The organism is Acinetobacter sp. RUH 2624, assembly GCF_000162375.2.
Taxonomy (GTDB): domain Bacteria; phylum Pseudomonadota; class Gammaproteobacteria; order Pseudomonadales; family Moraxellaceae; genus Acinetobacter; species Acinetobacter nosocomialis.
The window spans coordinates 1,038,543-1,063,555 of the sequence record NZ_KI391939.1 but is presented as its reverse complement, the minus strand read 5'-3'; the positions used below and the strand labels follow the sequence as shown (position 1 = coordinate 1,063,555).

Sequence of the window (25,013 nt, the reverse complement as noted above, 5' to 3'; positions counted from 1 at the left end):
TAAGCCCTGAAGCCTTTGAGAAGAAATATTTTAAGAATTTAGAGGGATTTGTTGTCCACGATACTGTCTAGGATCAATTTTTGGGAAGAAGCATAAATAAATTTAGGGATGAGAAAGAATGATAAAACATAGGGAGTACCTGCAAAAATGCGAGAAGTGAAAGGACAAAGCCAATCTATAAAATTAAGTATTTAATAATTTTGACATAGAAAAGAAGATAAGAAAATAATAGGTTTTGTTTTCACAAGACAAGAGATGAACATAAGTACAGTTCAGCTAAAAAAATTATTTAAATCAATTGATAAAAACCCATCATAAAATTAAATAAGTGATCTTAACAAGATAACTTTTAGAAATAAGCACGAAATTCTATTCGTACATTTTAATGATAAAAAAAGTCCGCACCTTGGGGAAGAATGCGGACTGTAAACTGTTTCAATAACCAATCTCTAAGTTATTGATTGAATTTTAAGAATCTTAAATTAATACACTATTCCACTATAAAAAGTATCTAAAAATCTAGTTTTAGACTCTTTCTCACTTCATCTAATCATCAAAAAAGAGAATTATTATTTACTCTTACTATAATTTGGTAAGGTAATAATTGATAAGTAAATGATTACCTTACCTCATTTCAGGATTTAAGCAGTATTAATAATTAATTGTATTTCATACAATATTTAAGGTAAGTATAAATTAATAAGATAATCCCGACTATTATACTAAAGTATCTATAGACTGACAGGGAGTGCATTAATTCATCAGTAAGAGCGATAATTCATCCACATAATGATCTATAGAAAATGAACTAATATTCACCAATTAAGTAGTATAACTTTCTTGAAATTTCAACCATCATGTTTGAGGTATATTGGCTGATTTCAAATATCTGTTTTTTCTGTGGGTTAAATACCATATTGTCTTTTTCATCACTAAAAAAAACATAAGTTGTGTATTTATCCATGTGATGAATATGCTCTTTCAAGCTTAGTTTTTCACCAGAGTTAGGGTCATATGCAATAAACTTCATTCTCATGCATTTGTCTCTTTACAGCGCTGACATCTTAATAAAATTTCAGTCAAAAGATTATTTAATAGACAATAATCTTCATTACCTCAATTACTTATACGATGCAGTAGGGATATTTTGTTTTGCTTTTTGAATAGATAACTCAGCATTCTTAATCGATTGCTCAGCTTCTTTAAGCATGTGTGAACTTTTGGTTTCAGTTTTTTCTTCATTTCCTATAAGGAGATAGCAAGTAAAACTTCCCAATATTAGTAAGGCACCAATTACTTTTAACATAAACTTAATAAATCAAAATTTTCTGTATTATAAGTATTTTTATGTGAAATGCATCACAATTTTATTAAAATTTATTAAACAAAACTCATTATTTCTTTATATAAATTAATTTTCACATGAAAATTCAAATAATTTAATAACGTTCCTGAATAAAAAACATTATTTAGTTCGCTTCAAATTTTTTAATTTACTTAATTCTTGTTGAGCAACTCACTCTAAAGAAATTATACAAGCAATTGAATATATTAAATTTTGTAAGATATATAGCTTCCAAGGCTCATCAACTATTCAATATTCATTTTATCGTAATTCAGTTTTTGATATGCAAAAAATGCATAATTACTTTAATAAATGCATTAGAAGTGAAGCATTTCGAATTCTAAGATGAATCATCTTTAATGAATCGAAGTTTAATGATGAACGCAGATATTACTACCCGTATTGAGAAGGATCTTATTGGTCATAGAGAAATCAACAATGATCATTATTACGGAGTTCAAACATTACGTGCTTTAGAAAATTTCAACTTAACAAATAGCAAAGTTGGAAATTTCCCTAACTTAATTAAAGCATTAGCTATGGTTAAACTTGCCTGTGCTGAAGCAAACTATAATCTTAAAAACTTAGATCAAACTAAATTTGAAGCGATCGAATATAGCTGTAATCAGCTTATTCGTGGAAACTTCCATGACCAGTTCCCAATCGACATGATGCAAGGCGGTGCTGGTACTTCAACCAATATGAATGCAAATGAAGTATTGGCAAACGTTGCTTTAGAATATATGGGACATTCTAAAGGTCAATATCAGTACTTACATCCAAATAACGACATTAACATGTCACAGTCAACAAATGACGTATACCCTACTGCAATCCGTTTAGGTTTGTTACTTAGCCTAGATGAGTTAAATCTTCCATTTAACAATTTGATTCTTAGCTTCCTAAATAAGTCTCAAGAGTTTGCACACATTTTAAAAATGGGACGTACTCAGTTACAAGATGCCGTGCCTATGACATTAGGTCAAGAGTTTGGTGCTTTTGCGGTAACTCTACAAAAAGACCTTGAGCAAATTAATACGCTTATTCCAAATGTTTTAGCTTATATGAACCTTGGCGGTACAGCGATTGGTACAGGAATTACCACTGAATATAGTTACCGTGAACTCGCGATTCAAGCACTTGGAAAAATTTCTGGTAAGAAAATTAAGTCAGCTCCAGATCTAATCGAAGCAACTTCAGACATGGGTGACTTTGTTCTTTTATCTGGTTTATTAAAACGTACTGCAACTAAACTTTCAAAAATTGCCAATGACTTGCGTTTACTTTCAAGTGGTCCACGCACCGGCATTAATGAAATTAACTTAGAAGCACGTCAACCGGGTAGCTCGATTATGCCGGGTAAAGTAAACCCAGTTATTCCAGAAGCAATGAACCTTACTTGCTTCCAGATTATTGCAAATGATTTGGCTGTAACTTTAGCTGCTGAAGCTGGTCAATTACAGTTAAATGCAATGGAACCACTTATTGCATTCAAACTATTTGAATCGATGGACTTACTTGGTAAAGCAATGGCAATGTTCCAAAGTAAATGTATTGATACGATTACGGCCAACCCTGAGCACTGTAAAGCTTTAGTTGAAAACTCAATTGGTATTGTGACTGCACTTAACCCATACCTAGGTTATGAAACTACAACTCGTATTGCTAAAACAGCAAATGAAACTGGGCAAAGTGTATTGGCTCTAGTTCAGAATGAAGGTTTATTATCAGCACAAGTGCTTGATGATATCTTGTCGATTAATAATATGGTTAAACCAAAAATGTCGGCTTAATTCTTAAAATAAAAAAGGAGCTTTTAAAGCTCCTTTTTTATTTGTCCTGTAACTTTTAAAAGCTAAAAGTTGTAGAAAATTGAGCTGTGCGAGGATTACCTAAGAACAGATAGTCATCCCCCATAAATGCCCCTACATCACGCCAATATTTCTTGTTAAATAAGTTATCAATATTGAATCTAAAAGTTGTGTCATGCCCAGCAAAATTTGTTTTATAGGCAGCACCAATATTAAAGACACTATATCCGCCTACTTTTGCAGTTCCCTCTTTGTTTGCATATTTACTGCTACTATATTGCATACCACTGAGTAATCTTAATCCTTCAACTGACGGTACTTTATAAGATAACTGTGCAGTTGCGCGTACCTTTGGTACATTTTGAGTTTGATGACCTTTGTAGCTGTCAGTATCAATATCAACAAGACGAGATTTGGTAAAGGTAATGCCAGAGCTTACATCAAGTGTATCGGTTAAGGCGCCTGTTAAACCTAACTCAATACCTTGATTGTGTTGTTCGCCTTGCTCAACAAAATCAAAAGTTCCATCTACATTCACTTGGCTATATTGATTGTCTTGTTTTAAATCAAAAATAGCTGCTGTTAATAAGAAGTTGCGTATTTGTTGCTTAACACCAAATTCATATTGTTCAGAATTTTTCGGTGATAGAACTTCTAGAGCATTATTAGCAAACCAAGGAGCTTCGCCACCATCTGATAAACCTTTAGCATATGAAGCATAAAGATTAGTCGTAGCAGTTGGACTATACATGAGTGCTAATTGTGGCAAAAACTTATTTAAATAGGTATCTCGGCTTTGCTGCCCATCTGAATTATAAGCTTGCTCATCAAGGTGAATAAGTTTTCCACCAAGTAGGGTTGACCATTGATCATTAAATTGAACTCGGTCAGAGATTGTAAATGCAGTTTGATCACTCTCTAGAGCTTTGTAACGATCGCCTGGACTTTCCAATGAAGGATTGTAGTCGACCGTATCTTCATAAATATTGCCTGTTCCTACTGCTACATTCAGTGGTGTATGGTGTTTTAAGGTTTTATATGTACGTTGTAATTCGAAAGCGATTTGATGCTGAATATTGCCAGTATTGAATTGGCCATTTAACCCAGCAGCAAATTGATTAGTTATACGTGTGTCATCTGGGCTGCGGAAGTCATAAATATCATAATTTCCGTGTTTATCAAAAGTATTGCCCAAGCCCGTAACTTCACAAATGCTGCTATAACAGCCCCATGGGAAAGCACTATTGTCATCAATCACAACACGGCTTTGTGATGCACTTAAGCTACCATTCCATTGATCGTTAAATGCATATTGATATTTCAAGCTCGCATTTACACTATTATTTACAACAGGTTTACTCCAAGACTGATAACCCAATAAACGGTCTTGATCTACATTTGTTGGTACTTCTTGCCCATCAAGCAGTTGATAGCCGGGTACAGAACGTTGACTTTGATGCTGGGCTTCAATGTCAAACAGTAGTTTAGAACGATCATTAATTTTCCAGTCTAAAGCTACTGAACCAAACTCACGCTTACCATTTGCATGATCAACATTTGGATGAATACTTTCATGTGCTAGATTGATTCGATAACCGAAATTATCATTAATAAAGCCGCCGACATCCGTTGCCAGTGTATAGCCGCCTTCTGAATTTGCATCGACCGTAATATTTTTAACATCGGCAGGTCTTTTGGTTACATAGTTAACAACACCACCTGGCGTCGACATACCACTTTGAATTGCAGAAATGCCTTTTAAGATTTCAACTTGTTCTTTATTTTCTAAAGCTACATTTTTCTCGCCACGTATGGTATGGCCATTAATGAGATAACTTGAACCTAAATCGAGTGCAAAACCCCGTGCTACAAAGTTTGGATAGTAGCCAATAGCAGCGTAGCCATCGCCTAAGGATGAATCATTTTTAATAACATCGGTGAGTGTTTTTGCGTGTTGATCTGCTATGCGTTCAGATGTAATGGTAGTAATAGATGCAGGAACTTTTTTTACTTCACCAGTTTGAAAGCAAGATAAATTAACTTTTCTAGACGTATATAGTGCATCAATATTTTGTGTAGCGTTCACAGTAATGGTTGGAAGCTGCGAAACCTCCACTTCATTTGCATAAACGACAGATGTTATGAGTGCAATAGATGAAGCTAATGCTGTTTTAGAGCATGTTATGAAGTGAAGATTTAACGAACGTCTTTCCATTGAATAGTTACCTGCTATTGCGAGCATAATTTATAAGGCTAAAAATGGTTATCTCCCTATTTTCAGCCACGCAAGAATACAGGCACACATATTGAGAAACAACACATTCTGTATTTTTTCGATTAAGTGAATTTTGTCCGAATTTTTGAACTTATCATTATATAAATTTTATTTATTTTCTTGAGAATTGAGACTATAACTTTTTAAGTATTATCAAATATTCAAATTACACTTAAGCTCAAAATGGAACCTAAAAAGGAGAAAGAGAATAGAAAAAATACTGGTATTAAATTAGCTCAATGATTTTAAATATAATTCATTATCAAATTGAGCGTAAGGAAATGTTCGATCATTGGTTAAAATATCTTTAAATCGAACAAAAGGACGTAATCTCACTAGAAACGAATTTTAAAATTAGAAAAAATGAATGGTTAGGAATTTTAAGGACGTGCTCAGGGCTGAGTGATTTTTAATATTTTATTCTCTTTTCTGTTTAGCATACCTAAAAAATTCCTAGTTTTTGTCTACAAAACGATGGATGTAATATGACATATACTCAGGAAGAAAAACGTAGTCGAATAGGTGGGATTGTAGGCGCAGCCTCTGGTAATTTAGTCGAATGGTTTGATTTTTATATTTATGCAGTATTTGCTGCTTACTTTACTCAAGCTTTAACCGCACCTGATATGGATAGTACGACCAAGTCTATTTATGTTTGGGGGGTATTTGCAGCAAGCTTCTTTATGCGTCCGATTGGAAGCTGGCTATTTGGTCGTATTGCAGATCGACATGGCCGAAAGAAGTCGATGATCATATCAATTTGTCTTATGGCTTTAAGCTCCTTTTTATTTGCAGCTTTGCCTACTTATGATCAAGTCGGTTTATTTGCCCCTTTTCTGTTACTGCTTGTTCGTTTACTTCAAGGCTTATCAGTGGGTGGTGAATATGGCGCCGTTGCCACTTATATGAGTGAATTAGGCTTAAAAGGTCAGCGTGGTTTTTACTCGTCTTTCCAATATGTCACCCTCTCTGGTGGTCAATTGCTTGCAAGCTTACTGGGCGTTATTTTGTTGACGTTCTTAAGTGAACAACAATTACATGATGGCGGCTGGCGTATTCCGTTTGTTATTGGTGGTATCGCAGCAATTTTATCTTTGCTTGCACGTAGTCGTTTAGAAGAAACGCTTTCTCATCAAGACAGCGAACGAAAAGAGTCTGGCAGCTTAAGAGAACTCTTTAAAAAACACTGGAAAACCTTTTTATTGGTGGTTGGATACACTTCTGCCGGTTCATTAACGTTTTATGTAGAGACCGTTTATTCAAAAACCTATTTAACCAACTTAGGGATGCATGGAAAAACTGTTGGTTATATCATGACCTTCGCGCTATTTGTTTATATGTGTGCTCAACCTGTATTTGGAGCAATTTCGGACCGTATTGGGCGACGCTCTTCAATGTTGGCATTTAGCTTATTGTCCGCCATTTTTATTTATCCAGTCATGGTGATCGGGATGCGTGCCTATATAGATTCTCCGATCATCATTACATTGCTACTCATCTTTATGATGATGTTACTCAGCTTCTATACTTCCATTAGTGGTTTGGTAAAAGCTGAAATGTTCCCACCTCATGTGCGGGCTTTAGGTGTAGGTTTCTCGTATGCAGTAGGTAATGCGCTGTTTGGTGGTTCTGCACCTTCAGTTGCCTTACAGTTTAAAGCTGCCGGAATTGAAAATACCTTCTTTATATATGTGATAGTCATGCTGATTATCTGTTTCTTATGTAGCCTTGCGCTTCCGAAAAAACCAGATTATTTAGAACATGATCATTAATTAAATAAAATGCCTTCTGTCCCAAGCAGAAGGCATCTTTTATCCCTTAGCAAATTCTTTTAAAAAAGCCCACGGAAAAATCCCTTTATCATGCCCATCACTAAAGCAAATTTGGGCCCCATAACCTTGATCAAACATAGCTGTCACTTCAACATTTTGATGCTCTATTTTAATTTGTTTAATCCGCTTCGCTCGGCAAAAGCCACATGGGCAAATTTCCCTTAAACTTTGATGACTCAAACATACGCTTGAGCCATCGGTCCATATAAAGTGAACCTGCTTATTTATAGTGTCGACACGGATATCAGGTCTGATTTGCATACTTCACCTCACCAATTTGATTTAATCCAATACGAATCGCTTTTCGTACTTCAGGATCTGGATCATTTTGATGTTGTTCCAATAACGTCTGAGCTTCTGATGTGCCGATTTCGCCGAGTGCTAAAGCGACTTCTTTACGCAAGTTACTAATTTCATGCTTAAAGTTATCAGACAAATGAGCTACTGCTAGATGCGATTTGAGTAGTCCCAAGCTTCGTACTGCTGCAATACGTACTTGCCAATACAAGTCTGATACAGTATGAATTAAAGGAGCTTCGAGCTGAACAATACGTAATTTTCCAATCGTGAGCGCAGCTTCCACTCTTAGTTGCCAACTTTCCGAAGTTAAAGAATGTTGAAGTGCTTGGATGACCTCAGTTGATATACTCTGACTATAAGCCAAACCACCTGTTGCAATACGGCGGACCTCATCATCTGTATCTGTTTCTGCAATTTTTGCCAATATCGTAATCGCTTGGTCTTGTTGTAACCAACTTAATGCACTGACTGCCTCACGGCGCACAAATGCATTTTTATGGTGTACTAAAGCAGATATCTCATCAAATAATTGCTGTGGTCGTAAAGGTTTTAAAGCACGCAGAATTGCACTAAGAGCAAAAGTATCCGTATGCTTTAAATAAGGCGCAAGGATTGGGGCTGATGCCGCATTTTTCACTTCACTTAAACTTTGACTGGCAGTTTGTTTCACATTCACATCTGTATCAAATAAAGCTTGAGCCAATACTTGTAAACTGGTTGGATCTTCCCAACTTTCTAACTTTTTTGCTGCCTCTTGACGAACTAAAGCTGAAGAATCGTGTTGCAATGCTGCATGCAACCAAGGGAGTAAATCCGGATTTTCTTCATCGCCAATATTCATTAAAGCGACAAAGCGAATCTTTTCATCTGGGTCATTGAGCTGCGCAAGAAATTCCTGATTATATTCATCGAGGTCATCTAAAGCTTGATAATAAAAACTCATTCGTATTCCTTAATTTGTGATTTCTTTCCAAGCCCTAATGGATTTAAACGTCTTAACTCTTCTTGTTGAGTAGCTTCTTTTAAAGTCTGGATGCAATGTTTTTTAATGGCTGTAAATTCACTACTTGTTACAAGCTCAACATCTCGTGGACGTTCAAACTTAAGTGGAATTTCTTCAATAATTCGTCCTGGGCGATGGCTCATAATCAACACTCGATCGGCTAAAAAAAGTGCCTCATCAATATCGTGGGTAATAAATAAAACCGACGTTTGGATTTCTTGCCAAATTTCGAGTAATAGCATTTGCATTTTTAAACGAGTTTGAGCATCTAAGGCACCAAAAGGCTCATCCATTAATAAAATGCGAGGTTGATTAATCAGTACTCTCGCAATTTCAACTCGTTGCTGCATACCACCAGAAAGTTCGGCTGGAAATTTATGTTCAAAGCCTTTAAGTCCGACCAGATCAATCATTTTCTGAGCTTGTTCAATACGCTTTTGCTTAGCAATGCCCTTCATTTTCAAACCAAAAGCAATATTTTCAAGCACGCTTTTCCATGGAAATAAGGTATGTTGCTGGAACACCAAACCTCTGTCTGGATGCGGTTCAAATATCGATTCATCATCGACCGTTAAAGACCCAGAACTAATTGGTAAGTGCCCTGCCAAAGCACCTAATAATGTTGATTTACCGCAACCCGATGGGCCAAGTAAACAAATAAATTCGCCCGGTTGTATTTCGAAATTAATCCGATCTAGTGCCTGAAAACGATTTTTAGCTTGCCCTAAATGTAGCGATAGATTTTGAATACGAACATGGCCTTGTGTAATTGACATTTTAAGACTTCCTCAATTGATACCATGGAGTAAATCGGTTTCCAATCACACGCACCAATGTACTGCTAAACATACCTAACGCTCCGATCAGCACCATGCCAACCACGATATTGCTATAGTTTTGCAAGGTGAAAGATTCCCATGTGAAATATCCAATTCCATGTTGCCCAGAAATCATTTCGGCAGTCACTAAACAGAACCAACAAGTACCCATTCCAATAGATAAACCAGTAATAATGTTCGGTAATGCACCTGGAATAATGACTTCATGAATGATGGCAAGATCAGAAGCGCCTAGACTTTTTGCAGATGCAACGAGTCTTGGGTCAACTGCACCAACACCATGTACGGTGTTTAATAAAATTGGAAATAAAGCCCCAATAAACGTAATAAAAATCATGGAAGCTTCTGATGAGGGAAAAATCAGAATTGCTAAAGGAATCCATGCAACTGCTGGTATTGGACGTAATACTTCTAATGGTGGCATTAGAAAGGCAGCCAGTTTTTGGTAACGTCCTGCCAACAAACCAATACCTACACCAATTAGAGCCGCAAGCACAAAACCAATCACTACACGAAACACACTAGATTCAACATGTTCAAATGCAGCGCTGAGTTGAAAAAAAGCCCATAGCGCATGAATGACATCTAAAGGTGTCGGGACATTGCTAAAGTTCACAAAGCCTAAATTTACTTTAAACTGAGCAAGTCCTTGCCAAATTGCTATCCAAAAAGCTATAGATGTGAAAGCAATGACATAGCTTTTCAAACGCGCTGGATATGATCTCAACTGCCGAAAAAATTTAATCAAAAATGTAATTTGGTTATTAGGTTTTGTCTGGGCTAAACTACTCATTTGTTACCTCCTGCTCATTAGGTAAGACAACACATCAGCTCTGTGTTACAAGCTGAATAGCTTTAAAGTCATATACTTTTCCGCCCTGTTGTTTAGCCCATTTTTCAGCATCATCTTTTAATAAAAAGGCTTGAATTTTTCCTGCTTTGTCTGTGGCATACCATGCCAAATTAGCAAGTAACTTAATGTCGGACTGATGATCTTGGCTATAAACCACACGTACCGTTTTTCCATTGGCTTGTATTTTCTTTAAATCAGAAAAAGCATGCTCAGGCGTTTCATAGCTACGCACTTTTTCTTCACCCTTTACCCAAATTTGAGTCACCCGATCAAATGTCTTGATGGGTTGGCCCGTTAATGCGTCATTGGCAACCAAAGGTGATTTTGCATAGTCGGCCAGTTGCTGGCTGTAATTAAGTCCGGATGCCTGAAATGCATCCTTAATATATTGATTATCAATAAATTTATTTACATCAAGCGTACCGTCGTTTTTGCCTAAAACTTTTAAGGTGTCTATCGCGATTTGAGTTGCTTTTCGATATTCAGGTTTCCACGTTAAGTCACGAGTTTGCAGATCTAAAGGGCCATGAAATAGATAAACAACTTCAGCAGGAATACCGGTTTTTTCAGCAATCAGTTCACTATATTTTTCAGGTTGCTCGCGAATCAAACGATTCGCTTCAATGGCTGCTTGTAAATAAGCCTTTATAACTTCTGGATGCTGCTGTGCATAATCTTTGCTGGCAAGCGAACCATGAAATGTCGGTGATTTTGCTTGTGAACCATCATAGATTTTTTTGGCAAAACCTTGGTAAGCAAATAACTCGCCAAATGGTACGAAGTCAGCATGCGCAGCAATCTTATGACTTTTTAAGGCAGGCCCTGCTACTTCTGGCGCCTGAGCAATCACTTTAATATCTTTATCAAGTTGCCAGCCTTCTGCCTGAATCGCTCGTAGCAACAGTCCATGAGCAGTTGAGGCAAAAGGTACAGAAATGGTTTGTCCTTTTAGTTCTTTAAGCGATGTTACTTTTGAGTCAATTGGAACAACAATCGCATTGCCGCTACCATTAATACTGCCTGACAAAGGGGCTAAAAATATGCTTTCTTTGCCAGCTTTTTTAAATGCCGCTAAATTATTCACAGCAGGAAAGTCAGCCATTGCTCCCAAATCTAGACGCCCAGCTACCATTTCACTGGTAAGTGGTGCACCAGAGGTAAAGTTTTTCCATTGAATGTCATATTTAACGTGTTTATATTTACCATCTTTAGGCAAATATTTTGGTAATAAATTCAATTCACGAATGAGCAGCCCACCTGTTGCACAGTTAATGGTCGTGTCTTGTGTACCAATGGCGACACGTACAGTTTCTGTTTTACTGCCGCACCCCAAAGTGCCGAGTACCATGGCACCAATTAAACTACTGAGTAATAGTTTTTTATTGATCAATTTATTTTGTCTCATGTTGCGTATTCCAAATTAATTATTTGAGTAGGTATGGGATATTTACTTTGACTGCATCTGTTGGGCAGTCCTTTTCGCAAGGCATGCAATACCAACATTCATCAAATTGCATATAAGCTTTTTGGGTTGTTGGGTCGATTGCTAATAAGTCCATTGGACAAACATCTACACAGACAGTGCATCCTTTATCAGCAATACATTTATCCTCATCGATAATGACGGGTGCGACAGTACGGTGCTGTACTTCTTTAAAAATAAAAGTCATGATTTGAATTCCTGATTTATTTAGTCTGCTAGAGCAACATCTTTTTGAATGCGTAAACGGTCATACGACACAGCTTCATCTTGATTAATCGGAACCACATAAGGCTCGATTGGCCTTTTGAAACTGACCATGTTGCCCTGTTCATCTTTTTTCAAATGCGCATGACAGAACCAATCCGAGTTATTTTTTTGAGGGAAATCTGCTCTATAGTGGTACAGTCCCCAGCGGCTTTCTTCTCTAAACAGTGAAGCTCTTGCTGCCATTTCCGCGCAATCTCGAATAAAAGAAACTTCAGCGGCACGCATCAGCTCATGCGGGTTCCTTGCAGAAATTCGCTTAATATCTTGTTTAATTTCTTCAAAACGCTTGAGCCCAATTTCCATTTTTTGGCGAGTTTTAGGGGGCTGCAAATAGTCATTTACAAAACGGCGCAGCTTATATTCCACTTGTTCTGGAGGTAAACCTTCTGAGCAATTCAGTGGCGCAAATATTCGAGCTTTTTCTACTTCTATTTCACTTTGGTTTAATTTGCTATCTTGAACTGCACTCACGTATTGCGCGGCATTTACACCTGCAAACCAACCGTAAGTAAATGCACCAAGCATATAGTTATGAGGTACGGCCGCCATATCGCCAGCACTGTATAATCCCTTAACTGAAGTCTCAGCTTTTTCATTGACCCATACGCCAGAAGCACTGTGTCCGCTACAGAAACCAATTTCTGAAATATGCATTTCCACCATATCTTGACGATAATTGGTTCCTCGGCCCTCGTGGAAACGTCCACGGCTTGGGCGCTCATTGGTATGTAGAATCTCTTCAATGGTTTGAATGGTTTCTTCGGCCAGATGATCTACTTTTAAATAAACAGGGCCATTACCACTTTCCAGTTCTTGGTAAAACTCCCACATCATTTGACCACTCCAGTAGTCACATTCAATGAAACGTTCACCTTTACTGTTAGCGGTATAACCTCCTAAAGGACCAGTCACATAGGCACAAGCTGGACCGTTATAGTCTTTAATCAACGGATTAATCTGGAAGCACTCTAAATTGGCTAGCTCAGCACCGGCATGATATGCCATTGCATAGCCGTCACCTGCATTGGTTGGATTTTCATAAGTACCCATTAAGTAGCCGGAAGCTGGCAAACCTAAACGCCCTGCGGCACCACAACATAAAATGGCAGCTTTCGTTTTAATGACATAAAAGTCACCACTACGACAGTCAAAACCGAGTACACCATTGATTGCACCTTGCTCATTTTTTAAAAGCTTTGTGGTGACAATCCGATTATTAATTTTGACTTGAGCACGCTTTAATTGACGATATAAAACTTTTTTAACATCATGTCCTTCGGGCATTGGTAAAACATATGCCCCCATGTGATGTACTTTTTTTACTGCAAATTCACCTGTCTCATCTTTTTCAAACTTAATGCCCCATTGATCGAGCTGTTGAATGGTTGTGAAACTATGCTTCGCATATGCATATACAGTGCTTTGGTTAACTACCCCATCATTGGCAATGGTAATTTCTTTGGTGTATTGCTCAGGTGTCGCATATCCCGGAATAACAGCATTATTCAGCCCATCCATTCCCATTGAAATTGCCCCACTGCGTTTTACATTCGCTTTTTCAATGAGCAAGACTTTTAAATTGGGGTTTTCTTGTTTTGCTTTAATCGCAGCCATTGGCCCTGCAGTTCCACCACCAATCACTACAATATCAAACTCAAGATATTTAGTTTCCATTGTAAAATCCTTATTTTTATTTGAGTTATTAACGATGAATACGTAAACGGTACTGGAAGGTATCGCCTGAGAAATAGAGATATTCATAGTCAATCGGTTGACCATTTGCATCGTGAGTCAAACGTTCGACCCGTAATACCGGAGTTCCGATTTCGACTTGCAACAAGGCCGCTAATTCCTCATCCGCTACAGTGGCATCAATACTTAAATCTGCATGCCCTAAAGGAATGTCACATTCTTGTTCTAATGCTTTGAAAATATCGGTTGTGCGTAAATCAATCGCTTTTTCTTTAAGTTTCAAACCAATATGTTCTGGCAAATAAGTCAACTCATACGATACTGGCTGACGGTTGAGTAAACGAACACGCTGAATTTCATACACATTGGCTTTAACAGGTAACTTTAATTTCGGTACTACATGCATCGGGACCTGCCTAAGCTCGGCCGAGATGACACGGTTTAAAATTTCGTGACCAGCAGATGACATTGCTTCTGCAAAACCTTGCAAACTTGAAATGTTCTGGAACGTTTTTGGCTTGCTTACAAAGGTCCCTTTACCTGGCACCTTAAAAATATAGCCTTCCAACTGTAATTGGTTGAGTGCTTGGCGAACTGTGATTCGGCTTACACCGAACTGTTCAGCAAACTCGTTTTCAGATGGAATTTGACTCAGTACGGCGTATTCGCCATTTACAATTTTGTTAAGGATGAGTTCCCTTAACTGATCGTAAAGAGGCTTATGATTTTTAGCATCTGGGGGTAGCTGGCTCACGGCTTACAACCTGTTATAACAACTTGAGCAAATAATGTTTAAAATGTTTCAGCTTTGGAAATAATTTAAAGCGATAACTTTAGTTAAAAAAATAATTTCAATGAATATCAATAAATTAATTAATAGCTATCTATAAAAGTTAAATGGTTATCATAAAAAATACATTTGTGTTTGTTATGCTATAAAACATACTCCGTTGTGCCATAAACGTAAAAATTACTATTATTTTTTAGGGGATAATATGCAACAAAAACAATTAAATACCCCTGATGATTCAGTGGAACAAGTCACCTTCTGGCAATCCTTCTTATTTTGGCTCAAGCTTGGTTTTATTAGCTTTGGGGGGCCTGCTGGACAAATCGCTGTGATGCATCAGGAATTGGTTGAACAAAAGCGCTGGATATCAGAAAAAAGATTTTTACATGCACTGAACTATTGCATGTTGTTACCTGGACCTGAAGCGCAGCAATTAGCAACTTACATTGGTTGGCTTATGCACAGAACTGCGGGAGGTTTGGTTGCCGGTATTTTATTTGTATTACCCTCTTTATTTATTTTAATTGGGCTGTCTTGGGTTTATATAAAATTTGGAGATGTTCCTGTTATTGCGGGTATTTTTTACGGGATAAAGCCTGCCGTCACCGCAATTGTTTTCCATGCGACATACCGTATAGGTAGTCGTTCGCTTAAAAATAAGTTTTTATGGGTCGTCGCAATTGCGGCGTTCTTTGCCATCTTTGTCTTAAAGCTTCCTTTCCCGCTTATCGTTTTAACCGCTGGTATTGCAGGTTATTTAGTTAGTAAAAAGTACCCTGAGCTACTTTCCTCAACTGCTGGTCATAAAGCTAGTCAAAAAGATTATGGCCCAGCATTTATTGATGATGAGACTCCGACACCAGAACACGCTAAATTCCACTGGTCACGGTTAGCCAGACTTATTTTTATAGCAATCATTTTATGGTTATTACCCATTTTAGCTTTAGGCGTATATTTCGGATGGCATCACTCTTATACCCAAATGGCATGGTTCTTCACTAAAGCTGCGCTGCTTACGTTTGGGGGCGCTTACGCAGTTTTACCTTATGTCTATCAAGGCGCTGTCAATCATTTTGGATGGCTTTCACCTACACAAATGATTGATGGTTTGGCACTTGGTGAAACTACTCCTGGTCCACTGATTATGGTCGTTGCCTTTGTTGGTTTTTTAGGAGGTGTTAATCATTCACTACTTGGTTCTGAGCATCTATTTTTTGCTGGAGCACTCGGTGCAGTTATTGTGACTTGGTTTACCTTTCTATTTTCATTTGTCTTTATTTTTGCGGGTGCGCCGATTATTGAGTCTACACATAACGAAATTAAATTTACTGCACCACTCACTGCAATTACCGCGGCTGTGGTCGGCGTCATTTTAAATTTAGCACTATTTTTTAGTTATCATGTGTTATGGCCACAAGGCTTTACAGGGCATTTTGACATTGTTGCAGCCCTCATTACTCTTGCTGCATTTATTGCTTTATTCCGATTTAACATTAATGTGCTGTATGTCATTTTTGCTTCGGCACTGATTGGTTTAGGGGTTTATCTTTTATAGAAATTAGTCATGAGTTCTTTAACGTAATTGTGAAGGACTCATGCCATAAAACTGTTTAAAACGATGGCTTAAATGACTTGCTGAACTAAAACCACATACTAGGGCAATGTCTTGTAAAGAAAGCTGAGATGACTGAATGAGTCCTTTTGCCTTAGTTAAACGTCTTTGCATGACATACTGGTGAGGCGCCATATTCATGGACTGTTTAAACATATGAGCAAAATGGTATTCGCTTAAATTCACAACATTTGCCAAATCAGACAAAGTGAGAGCCTGATCTAGATGATCTTCAATCCATTCCTGAATATATTTGAGCTTATGAGGTGCCAACCCACCTTTAATAATAGGCTGTTGCCATTGAACACTGCTGTATCTTCTAATTAAATGATTTAGCAATAAACTTGCTGTTGTACTCATTTGCAAATGATTTGAAGAATCTTGCCAATCGCAATCTAGCAAGAAGAACTGATAAAGTGCTCGAATCCGTTCATCGTCATTAAAGACAACTTCGTTTAACTCAATTTGATTAGGTTCTTTGTCCCATATTTTTTCGGCAACATCACGTAAATGTTGGTCTGTATAATACAAGTGAACAAATTTAAGCCCACCTCGTATATCCCAAGTCGACTCTTGATGCTCAGGCAACAAACAAAAACGCCCTGGCCCGCCACCATTTTTCCAGCCTGCAGGTGTTTTTTGATAACTTTCATAACCATCTTGGATATAGAGACTCAAAGTATGGTGGTCGCTACAGACACTTACACGATCTTGCTGATTAGACCAAAATGCAAGTTGCATATTTTCATCAAGCACCACAGTTTCGTGAAGCTTGGCTTTAGATTGCTGTAGCTGTTCTAAAGTTTGATAGGCCATGCAAAATTAAAACGAATATCATTGAGCTTAAGTTAACCATATTCAGTAAAATTCAGCTAGTTCAGACATATAAAAAACGCAAGATCTTGCATGTACTACACAAGAATATATACGTGAAAAATGAAGCATTCCTAGATACTTAAGCTTGGTAATCGAGGATGAAGTTATGAATATTTTACTCTATGTTGCGGTGGTGTTGATTTGGGGAACAACATGGATTGGAATTGCCGTTCAGAGCTATTATGCAACACCCGTCGTTGCAATTTTATGGCGTTTTGCCATTTCAGCCTTATTACTTTGGGTTGTTTTACTATTTTCAGGAAAATTACAGCGAATTGCTTTAAAAGATCATTTGTTCTGTATGCTGCAGGGTCTTTGTGTTTTTGGCCTAAACTTTATTTGTTTTTATACCGCTGTTAAATATGTAAATAGCGGTTTAGAGTCCGTCATTTTTTCAATGGCCGTTTTCTTTAATGCCATTAATGCACTTATCTTTTTTAAGCAGAAACCTTCTCCAAACTTTGCGCCAGCTGCACTTTTGGGTCTAAGTGGTATTGTTTTACTGTTTTGGCATGACCTGATTAATAGTCAGTTTAATGCACAGTTATTAATGGGTATTGGGCTATGTGCAATAGGCACTTACGGTTTTTCTTTAGGGAATATGATTAGTGTTAGACACCAAAAACGTGGCCTAAATATTTTTTCAACAAATTGTTATGCCATGACTTATGGGGCATTGGTGATGCTAAGTCTAGCTTTATTTACTGGACAAGATTTAATGCCGCCGATGAATTTCCCATTTTTAAGCTCGGTACTATACTTAGCTGTATTTGGCACAGTTATTGGGTTCTCTGCTTATTTTTCTTTAGTTGGACGAATTGGCGCAGCCAAAGCAGCCTATAGCACGTTGCTCTTTCCTTTAGTTGCTTTAACAGTTTCTACTTTCTTTGAAGGATATGAGTGGACTTTAAATGCTGTATTTGGAATTTTGCTAATCTTACTTGGTAATTACTTAATGTTTAGTAAGTTTGAAATTGGAAAGAAGTTATTTAACACCCAAAAAAATTGTGAAAAGCAGGCTTAAAGCCTGCTTTTTTATAAATCATAATTAATTTTAGTAGCCCGTTTTTAACATCAGCTCAAAATCTTTTAAAGCTGCGGCTGCTGTGGCTAAAGGCGCAGATGCCCCTCCACTGACCACAAATTCACCCATTTCTTGTGTTAACACCCGAATGCATTTTTGAGAACCTTGCAGATGAGCAAACGCATGATTTGCTCGGACTAACCTTAATTCAACACCTGTTTCAATTTGCTGATTTTTAACATGAATAAAACCGACCAGACGAGGAATTACATTTTCTTTTTTCCAGTCACGAATATGATCGGGTGTGACATGACCGATTCCTTGTCTTGGAATATCTTGAATTTTTATATCAGCCCCCAAAACAGTGTTGGCTAATATGGTAATTTTAGCCGCGGTATCCCATCCATCTACATCGAATGAACTGTCAGGTTCCGCAATACCTTTTGTTTGAGCTTTTTCAAGAGATTCTGCAAATGCGCATCCGTGTTGCAACATATCATTTAAAATAAAATTCGTGGTGCCTGTAAACACACCTTCTATTTCTAAAATTTGACAGCCTGCTAAGTTATATTCAAACAAATCAACAGTTGGTAAGGCAGCAGCTGTCGCACCGCTAAAAAATAGTTTTTTATTGTGCTGATGTGCCAAGTTAACTAATTTTTTACCATCTACGACTAAAGCACCTTTAGATACCGCAATCGCATTCATGTTGTGTGTTAAAGCATAATTTAAATAAAATAAGCCTTTCCCACCTGTCACATAATCACTGGGTCCGGTCTCAATAATGACATCTGCTTGAACCTGTTCTAAAAACTTTTGCTCTGTTAGACCTTCCTGAAATCGTGTTTTATCTAGCCACTTTGAAGTCTGAAAACCCTCTTGATCAATTAAGCCTGATGATGAGTTGCAGACACCCACTAAACGGGCATCAATTTGATATTTTTGTTTATAGTACGTCGATCGATTTAAAAGGAGCTCTGCAATTTGTTGTCCAATCCGTCCAAAACCGCAAATTGCCACGTTAACTCGCTTCATATCGCTTTCTCAAAATTTTAAATGCTTTAAATGAAATTTCCAAAGACAATTTAAACATCTTATCTCTGGAAATTTAGTATTCATAAGGATAGTTAAAATACTATATATCTTAGATATTTGTTAGATTAACAATCTTAATAACCATATAAATTGCGACAGCAAAAACCATTAAAGCAAAGACTTTTTGTACAATTGACGCTGGAATAAAACGAATAGCTTGGCGCCCTAATAACATACCAAATGCACATGCGAGTGCGAACGCACTAGTGATTGCTACTGGATAGTGAAAACCCTCTGCAATATGCATCACAATACTTATGCCACTAATAAGGAAAATAATCATAAGTGAGGTTGCAACAATACTATGCATATCCAAATTTGTGACTTTTCTAAGCGCTGGTACAATTACAAAGCCGCCACCAACCCCTAGCATGCCAGTTAAAAGCCCCGCAATAATCCCGATACTGGCAAGCACGCCACCAGTTTTAAAATTCCAGATAAAGCGTCCAGTACTTGGGTTGACCTGACACGGCGGGTTATGAAAATCTGATACTCGGTTACTAATAAGTCGATAACCCACTGTAAACATGACTAAGCTAAACATTAACATGAGCCAGACAGGTGAAATCGCGTTGGCAATTAAAATGCCGATATGTGCCATAGGTGCACCAATTAAGGCAATCCAAATAGCAGCGCGATAACGAACTATCTTTTTAAATAAGCCTTCAATAGTTCCAATGAGTGTAGATAGCGCAACAGCAAGCAATCCAATCGGCGCTGCTTGAGCCACTGTCCAGCCTTGACTTGTCATAAGCGCGGGTACAGCAAGAATACCGCCACCTGCGCCAGTAAGACCAAGTAAAAAGCCAATCACGATGCCTTCAACGACAAGTAATAACATATCAAAAGCCTAAAATTGCATATACATCATTTGCAGTAGACTGCTGGTTAGTGAGTGAATAGAGCTCGTCTTCCTGCGAAGCTTCAGTCGCTTCTCAGAACAAAGCGTTGCTTTGATTCACCCTCTTAACTCGAGCATAGTTCTCGTCTTCTTGCGAAGCTTTAGTCGCTTCTCAAGATAAAGCGTTGCTTTGTTTATCCTCGCTCAGGTTTGACCATCCACTCGCGGCCTTTGAGCATGCCTTGCCAATAAATTGGCGGTAAAATCTGCTCTTTAAGTAACCATGCCAAACGAGATGGCTTTTGCCCATCAATCACCCATTTTGGGAAACTAGGAAGCAATTTGCCGCCATAACCAAACTCAGCTAGAACGATTTTTCCACGCTCCACGGTGAGTGGACATGAGCCATAGCCGTTGTATTCACAGAAGTCCGGCTCCCCCTTGAGCTGCGCTATCACATTTACAGCAACGATTGGGGCTTGGGCTCGCGCCGCAGCAGCAGTTTTGGCATTAGGTGCATTCATCACATCACCTAAAGCAAAAATATTGGCATGCTGTGTGTGTTGTAAGGTTTGAGGATTCACACTCACCCAGCCTGCTTCATCAGTAAGAATACTTGCACGAATAAAATCAGGTGCTTGTTGCGGTGGAACAACATGCAACATATCGAAATTAGTTTCGATTAATGCTGCATTTTCATCATTCACGACCTTAAACCATGCTTTTTTTGCAGGCCCATCTACTTTGACCAGTTGATGATTAAAGTGAAGTTCAGAGCCATATTTTTCGACGTATTGCATGAGTGCAGGCACATATTCCTTCACACCAAATAAAACAGCACCAGTGTTATAAAAATGGATAGAGATATCTTTAAGTTTGCCTTGCTTTAACCAGTAATCCGCTGAAAGGTACATCGCTTTTTGAGGAGCACCTGCACACTTAATCGGCATAGGTGGCTGGGTAAAAATTGCCTTTCCACCGTTTAGCTGTTGCACAAGTTCCCATGTATACGGTGCTAAATCATAACGATAGTTAGACGTCACCCCATTTTTACCTAAGGTTTCGACTAAACCTTCAATGCCATGCCAATTCAGTTTTAAACCGGGACAGACAACCAATGCTTTATATTGGATGGGCTGGCATCCTTCCAAAATGACTTGATTATGTTCAGGGTCGAATCCGGCAACCGCAGCTTTCATCCATTTCACTTTTGAAGGAATCACACTTGCCATTGAGCGTGCAGTTACTTGTGGCTTAAAAATACCGCCACCGACCATGGTCCAACCCGGTTGATAATAATGGGTGTCTGCCGGATCAATAATGATAATATCTAAATGAGGTTCGCGAGACAGTAAGCTCGATGCTACAGAAATTCCTGCTGCTCCAGCGCCCACAATCACAACGCTATAACAAGGAATTGTCGCTGGTTCATAATCATGTTTTAAAATACGTGGCACTAAGCCTTTTAAGTTAAAACCAAGTTTGTTACCCGTTTCAACTAGCAGTGCTGCATCTTGTGGAGCAACTTCAGCCAAAGCCCACAAACTGATTGCACGCATACCAGAGCGACAATATGCTAAAACGGGCTTTTGGGCATTCTGATAAAGCTGCTTAAACTCGGTAACTTGTTGATCGGTAATTTTGCCACTGGTAACAGGTTGATAAATTACCTTTAGACTATGTCGCTGAGCTGCTTCTTCAATTTCAATTACATTGGGTTGATCTGCACCTTCTCCATCTGGACGGTTACATATCAGAGTTTTTATTCCTTGATCTGCAATTTTTGCAATATCGTCGACTGTAATCTGGCCAGCAACATAAAAATCTTGATTAACTCGTTTAAGTTCCATATTGCCACCTTCTTATGATTGTGAAATTGAGCCGCAAGCCTGATTAGCAGGAAGTGCTTTATCGATTTGTTTTGGATATGGCAGATTTAAGTTATTCATTAATTCAATAAAATCTTCACGCGAGCGATTCTGACCTAGACGTGAATTATTTAAGCGTTCATAACCAATTGTTGAAGACAGACGACCTTTATAATCGTGTCCCGGATACACAATAGTCTCGTCAGGCAAGCTAAAAAGTTGTTTATGAATACTGTCATAAAGTGTACCTGCATTACCTTGCTGGAAGTCAGTTCGACCACAGCCGTCAATTAATAATGCATCACCAGTGAAAATCATGTTTCCAACTAGGTAACTCGTACAAGCATTGGTATGACCTGGTGTGTAACGCGCTTCAATACTGAGGTTGCCAACTTTAAGCATGCAACCATCAGTAATTAAAATATCTCCGCAACTTACTTCTGAGTTTCGGTGTAAAACCGATTTGCAATGGAAACGTTCACGAAGTAAATTTGCAGCGGTAATATGGTCTGCATGAACATGAGTGTCTAAGGTATAGATGAGCGTAAATTGATGCTGCTCTAATTCTTTTGCATAAATCTCAATATCTGATGCGACTGGATCAATTAAAACAGCCTCTCGTGTTTCTTCACATCCAAGCATATATGTATAAGTCGAACTTTCTTTTTCAAAAAACTGCTTAAAGAACATGATTTATACCCTAATAATTTATTTCTTTCCTATATTTTGCAAATAAGATGCCAATTATTTAAAATTAAATAATAAATATAAAAATCAAAAGTTTAAAATAATAAGTAAAACTAAACTTAGAAAATGAACTCAGCTTGATGTTCCTATGAAACTCAAGTATGTTTCAATGAAACGATTGTGAAACATATAAAATGGCAAAGCTAAATTTTGAGTCAGAACAGAATTTTTATATTTTATTTGAGCAGCTTAAGGCTCTCTTCCCAAATGCGAGCCTGTTTTTAGCAGACACAACGACTCAAGCAATTCACTATAAATTTAATACAGACGATATTTCTGTAGAGAGTATGGCAGCGCTTACTCAAGACCATCACAATCAATATCTTGAGATCAATACTCCTAAAATGAGACAGCGATTTATCTATCAAGAACATGATATTTATATTGCCGAGCATCGCATTATCGGAAAGCTACATATTTTACAGCCTATTAACATAGAGAATGATATTGCTAATCAAGTAGAGCTAACAGAACAGTTGCAAGACTTGTCCAAGGTTTTTAATAGCTGCTCGCCAGAAATGACCCGTATGTTTTCAATTATTCAAAGAGTGGCAATTACTGAATTTCCAGTGCTTGTCCGCGGTGAATCTGGTAGTGGTAAAGAGCTTGTGGCAAAAGCAATTCATGATTATAGCCAACGTAAAAATAAGATTTTTGTAGCAATTAACTGTGCTGCTCTCAATGCCAATATTTTAGAAAGTGAACTATTTGGGCATGTGAAAGGTGCTTTTACAGGAGCAATTCGTGACCATAAAGGCGTGTTTGAACGTGCTGCTGGCGGAACGTTGTTTCTAGATGAAATTGCCGAGATTCCTTTAGAGCTGCAAGCTAAATTATTACGCGTATTAGAAACAGGGGAATTTACGCCAGTTGGTGGTGAAAAACCGATTCAGGCCAATGTCCGAATTATTACCGCAACACACAAAGCTTTACGCGAAGAAGCTAAGGCTGGGCGTTTCCGCCATGATCTACTCTACCGTTTGCGTGTGATTCCAATTTTTATACCCCCACTTAGAGAACGAAAAGTCGATATTCCTCTTATTGTCGATCAAATTTTAAAAGAAAGCTCAGCCCAACTCGAATCGATGCCTCGCCATATTAATCAAAAAGCCATGCAGGTTTTATTGAACTATGACTGGCCGGGAAATGTTCGTGAACTAAAAAACACTCTGCTTTATGCGTTAACCATGGCAAATGGTAAGGTTGAAATTGAAGTCAAAGACTTACCGAACGAGCTCTTAAATGCTGAGGATTACGTTAAATTACCCGAGACAAATACAGAGCTGAGCCCGGAAAATGTGCAAGCAGCTTTAGAAAAATATAACCATAACCTGAATATGGTCGCGAATATTTTTGGAATTAGCCGCACTACTCTTTGGCGATACAGACAAAAGCACAAGCTTTAGCTAGGTATTTAGCTCATCTAAGGCGTATCATATTGCAGTTGGTTAGGTCCGTTAGTTCAAAGGCTTTCTATGATTGTTCGCGATAAAAGCAGCGTTTTTAAACTCTTATTTGCATGGAAAGGAACTGTTCTACCCAAGGTTTTACCAGCACTAAGTTTTGTTGTACTTATTTCAGCATGTGTGGTCTGGCTCTCTTATTATCATTGGATTCAAATTCCTACCGTACCCGCGATCGGATTTACTATCTTTGGCGTGATTCTTTCCATTTGTACGGGTTTTCGAAATAATGCCTGTTATGATCGATGGTGGGAAGGTCGCAAACTTTGGGGCGCATTAATTGCCAATGCCAGACACATTGTTAGAGACAGCCATGTTTTATCCAATGAACAACGTGAACATTTAATTCATCAGGTCTTAATTTTTAGCAATTTATTGCGTGATCGCTTACGTCAACAAACCGCCGAACCAACCAAATTTCTTGAACATGCGTATTTAAATAACTCTTCACTCGATTATTTAAATGAGCATATTAATGCACCACAATTTGTACTCGAAAATATTCAAAAAGATTTAGTCAAATCTCTAAAAGACGGCGAAATTAGTGACATTATCTATAGCACTCTGACGCGTCATATTGTTGAGCTAGGCAATATTCAAGCGGGTTGTGACCGTATTGCCGGTACACCTTTACCCTACTCATATTCAGTACTTTTACATCGTGCTGTTTACTGTTTTTGTTTTATTTTACCGTTTAGCCTTGAAGCAGCTTTAGGTATTTGGACACCGCTTATTGTTGGCTTAATCGCTTATATGTTTTTAGGGCTAGATGCTTTAAGTGCTCAAATTGAAGAACCTTTCGGTTTGCAAGAAAATGATTTACCGCTTGATTCAATTGTTCGCTTAATTGAGCGAGAGTCTCTAAGCTCTTTAGGACAGCCATTACCTCCTATTATTGAAGCGGCTTTGTTGCATAAACATTCAAAAGCTGAGTTCTCCCCAATCCATTCAAATTTAAGACACAACTTGGGTGCGAGGTCTACCTAATTCCGTAAAT

General features: G+C 37.9%; 22 protein-coding genes. 6 read left to right on the top strand and 16 right to left on the bottom strand.

What is annotated here, in order from left to right; translation table 11 throughout:
* Nucleotides 1-808 precede the first annotated feature (808 nt).
* Both HMPREF0014_RS11735 and HMPREF0014_RS11730 read right to left on the bottom strand, forming a co-directional pair.
* Nucleotides 809-1,030, bottom strand: coding sequence for a hypothetical protein (locus HMPREF0014_RS11735; RefSeq protein ID WP_000668585.1), 222 nt, complete (start codon nucleotides 1,028-1,030; stop codon nucleotides 809-811).
* 90 nt (nucleotides 1,031-1,120) lie between these two features.
* Entirely contained in the window at nucleotides 1,121-1,306 is a 186-nt protein-coding gene (locus HMPREF0014_RS11730; RefSeq protein WP_004708863.1) for a hypothetical protein, read from the bottom strand.
* A gap of 413 nt (nucleotides 1,307-1,719) precedes the next feature.
* On the opposite strand from HMPREF0014_RS11730, the gene HMPREF0014_RS11725 reads away from it, so the two are divergent.
* Nucleotides 1,720-3,138 carry an aspartate ammonia-lyase gene (locus HMPREF0014_RS11725; protein ID WP_004887303.1) on the top strand — a complete coding sequence of 473 codons (1,419 nt, stop codon included), beginning with the start codon at nucleotides 1,720-1,722 and terminating at the stop codon, nucleotides 3,136-3,138.
* 55 nt (nucleotides 3,139-3,193) lie between these two features.
* On the opposite strand, the gene HMPREF0014_RS11720 is transcribed toward HMPREF0014_RS11725, so the two are convergent.
* Entirely contained in the window at nucleotides 3,194-5,398 is a 2,205-nt protein-coding gene (locus HMPREF0014_RS11720) for a TonB-dependent siderophore receptor (RefSeq protein WP_006581650.1), read from the bottom strand.
* A gap of 518 nt (nucleotides 5,399-5,916) precedes the next feature.
* On the opposite strand from HMPREF0014_RS11720, the gene HMPREF0014_RS11715 reads away from it, so the two are divergent.
* A complete protein-coding gene (locus tag HMPREF0014_RS11715) occupies nucleotides 5,917-7,203 on the top strand; it encodes an MFS transporter (protein ID WP_004887307.1) in 1,287 nt (428 codons plus the stop codon).
* Nucleotides 7,204-7,242: 39 nt separating this feature from the next.
* Here the strand turns inward: HMPREF0014_RS11715 and HMPREF0014_RS11710 are convergent, their stop codons facing one another.
* The 8 genes from HMPREF0014_RS11710 to HMPREF0014_RS11675 are packed head-to-tail and all read right to left on the bottom strand — an operon-like array spanning nucleotide 7,243 to nucleotide 14,454.
* On the bottom strand, nucleotides 7,243-7,524 hold the full coding sequence (locus tag HMPREF0014_RS11710; protein WP_001167101.1) for a gamma-butyrobetaine hydroxylase-like domain-containing protein: 282 nt from the start codon (nucleotides 7,522-7,524) through the stop codon (nucleotides 7,243-7,245).
* A complete protein-coding gene (locus HMPREF0014_RS11705; RefSeq protein ID WP_006581651.1) occupies nucleotides 7,508-8,506 on the bottom strand; it encodes a HEAT repeat domain-containing protein in 999 nt (332 codons plus the stop codon). The genes HMPREF0014_RS11710 and HMPREF0014_RS11705 overlap by 17 nt, the downstream gene beginning before the upstream one ends.
* Nucleotides 8,503-9,342 carry an ABC transporter ATP-binding protein gene (locus tag HMPREF0014_RS11700; protein ID WP_004887310.1) on the bottom strand — a complete coding sequence of 280 codons (840 nt, stop codon included), beginning with the start codon at nucleotides 9,340-9,342 and terminating at the stop codon, nucleotides 8,503-8,505. The genes HMPREF0014_RS11705 and HMPREF0014_RS11700 overlap by 4 nt, the downstream gene beginning before the upstream one ends.
* A gap of 1 nt (nucleotide 9,343) precedes the next feature.
* Nucleotides 9,344-10,198: an ABC transporter permease gene (locus tag HMPREF0014_RS11695; protein WP_004887311.1), complete on the bottom strand. Its 855-nt coding sequence runs from the start codon at nucleotides 10,196-10,198 to the stop codon at nucleotides 9,344-9,346.
* A 34-nt stretch (nucleotides 10,199-10,232) separates the two neighbouring features.
* Nucleotides 10,233-11,663, bottom strand: a complete 1,431-nt coding sequence (locus HMPREF0014_RS11690; RefSeq protein ID WP_004887312.1) for an ABC transporter substrate-binding protein — start codon at nucleotides 11,661-11,663, stop codon at nucleotides 10,233-10,235.
* A gap of 19 nt (nucleotides 11,664-11,682) precedes the next feature.
* Nucleotides 11,683-11,928 (bottom strand): ferredoxin family protein, encoded by a 246-nt coding sequence (locus tag HMPREF0014_RS11685; protein WP_004887313.1) that lies wholly within the window; start codon nucleotides 11,926-11,928, stop codon nucleotides 11,683-11,685.
* A gap of 20 nt (nucleotides 11,929-11,948) precedes the next feature.
* Nucleotides 11,949-13,682 (bottom strand): fumarate reductase/succinate dehydrogenase flavoprotein subunit, encoded by a 1,734-nt coding sequence (locus tag HMPREF0014_RS11680; protein ID WP_004887314.1) that lies wholly within the window; start codon nucleotides 13,680-13,682, stop codon nucleotides 11,949-11,951.
* Nucleotides 13,683-13,710: 28 nt separating this feature from the next.
* Nucleotides 13,711-14,454, bottom strand: coding sequence for a GntR family transcriptional regulator (locus tag HMPREF0014_RS11675; protein ID WP_004887315.1), 744 nt, complete (start codon nucleotides 14,452-14,454; stop codon nucleotides 13,711-13,713).
* Between the two features lie 241 nt (nucleotides 14,455-14,695).
* On the opposite strand from HMPREF0014_RS11675, the gene chrA reads away from it, so the two are divergent.
* On the top strand, nucleotides 14,696-16,045 hold the full coding sequence (chrA, locus tag HMPREF0014_RS11670; protein WP_004887316.1) for a chromate efflux transporter: 1,350 nt from the start codon (nucleotides 14,696-14,698) through the stop codon (nucleotides 16,043-16,045).
* An 18-nt stretch (nucleotides 16,046-16,063) separates the two neighbouring features.
* Here chrA and HMPREF0014_RS11665 read toward each other — a convergent pair whose 3' ends face one another.
* Nucleotides 16,064-16,918: a helix-turn-helix domain-containing protein gene (locus HMPREF0014_RS11665; RefSeq protein WP_002050074.1), complete on the bottom strand. Its 855-nt coding sequence runs from the start codon at nucleotides 16,916-16,918 to the stop codon at nucleotides 16,064-16,066.
* A 166-nt stretch (nucleotides 16,919-17,084) separates the two neighbouring features.
* On the opposite strand from HMPREF0014_RS11665, the gene HMPREF0014_RS11660 reads away from it, so the two are divergent.
* Nucleotides 17,085-18,002, top strand: coding sequence for an EamA family transporter (locus tag HMPREF0014_RS11660; RefSeq protein ID WP_004887318.1), 918 nt, complete (start codon nucleotides 17,085-17,087; stop codon nucleotides 18,000-18,002).
* Between the two features lie 30 nt (nucleotides 18,003-18,032).
* On the opposite strand, the gene HMPREF0014_RS11655 is transcribed toward HMPREF0014_RS11660, so the two are convergent.
* The 4 genes from HMPREF0014_RS11655 to HMPREF0014_RS11640 all read right to left on the bottom strand — a co-directional run bounded on the left by HMPREF0014_RS11655 (nucleotide 18,033) and on the right by HMPREF0014_RS11640 (nucleotide 22,496).
* Nucleotides 18,033-19,037, bottom strand: coding sequence for a homoserine dehydrogenase (locus HMPREF0014_RS11655; RefSeq protein WP_004887320.1), 1,005 nt, complete (start codon nucleotides 19,035-19,037; stop codon nucleotides 18,033-18,035).
* Nucleotides 19,038-19,146: 109 nt separating this feature from the next.
* Nucleotides 19,147-19,938, bottom strand: a complete 792-nt coding sequence (locus HMPREF0014_RS11650) for a sulfite exporter TauE/SafE family protein (protein ID WP_004887322.1) — start codon at nucleotides 19,936-19,938, stop codon at nucleotides 19,147-19,149.
* A 194-nt stretch (nucleotides 19,939-20,132) separates the two neighbouring features.
* The gene (locus HMPREF0014_RS11645; RefSeq protein ID WP_006581654.1) at nucleotides 20,133-21,788 is read right to left on the bottom strand and encodes a bifunctional protein tyrosine phosphatase family protein/NAD(P)/FAD-dependent oxidoreductase; all 1,656 of its coding nucleotides are present in this window, start codon (nucleotides 21,786-21,788) and stop codon (nucleotides 20,133-20,135) included.
* A gap of 12 nt (nucleotides 21,789-21,800) precedes the next feature.
* On the bottom strand, nucleotides 21,801-22,496 hold the full coding sequence (locus HMPREF0014_RS11640) for an MBL fold metallo-hydrolase (protein ID WP_004887326.1): 696 nt from the start codon (nucleotides 22,494-22,496) through the stop codon (nucleotides 21,801-21,803).
* A gap of 191 nt (nucleotides 22,497-22,687) precedes the next feature.
* On the opposite strand from HMPREF0014_RS11640, the gene HMPREF0014_RS11635 reads away from it, so the two are divergent.
* The gene (locus HMPREF0014_RS11635; RefSeq protein WP_004887328.1) at nucleotides 22,688-23,959 is read left to right on the top strand and encodes a sigma-54 dependent transcriptional regulator; all 1,272 of its coding nucleotides are present in this window, start codon (nucleotides 22,688-22,690) and stop codon (nucleotides 23,957-23,959) included.
* A 69-nt stretch (nucleotides 23,960-24,028) separates the two neighbouring features.
* Nucleotides 24,029-25,003 (top strand): bestrophin family protein, encoded by a 975-nt coding sequence (locus HMPREF0014_RS11630; RefSeq protein WP_020992225.1) that lies wholly within the window; start codon nucleotides 24,029-24,031, stop codon nucleotides 25,001-25,003.
* The last annotated feature ends 10 nt before the right edge of the window (nucleotides 25,004-25,013 follow it).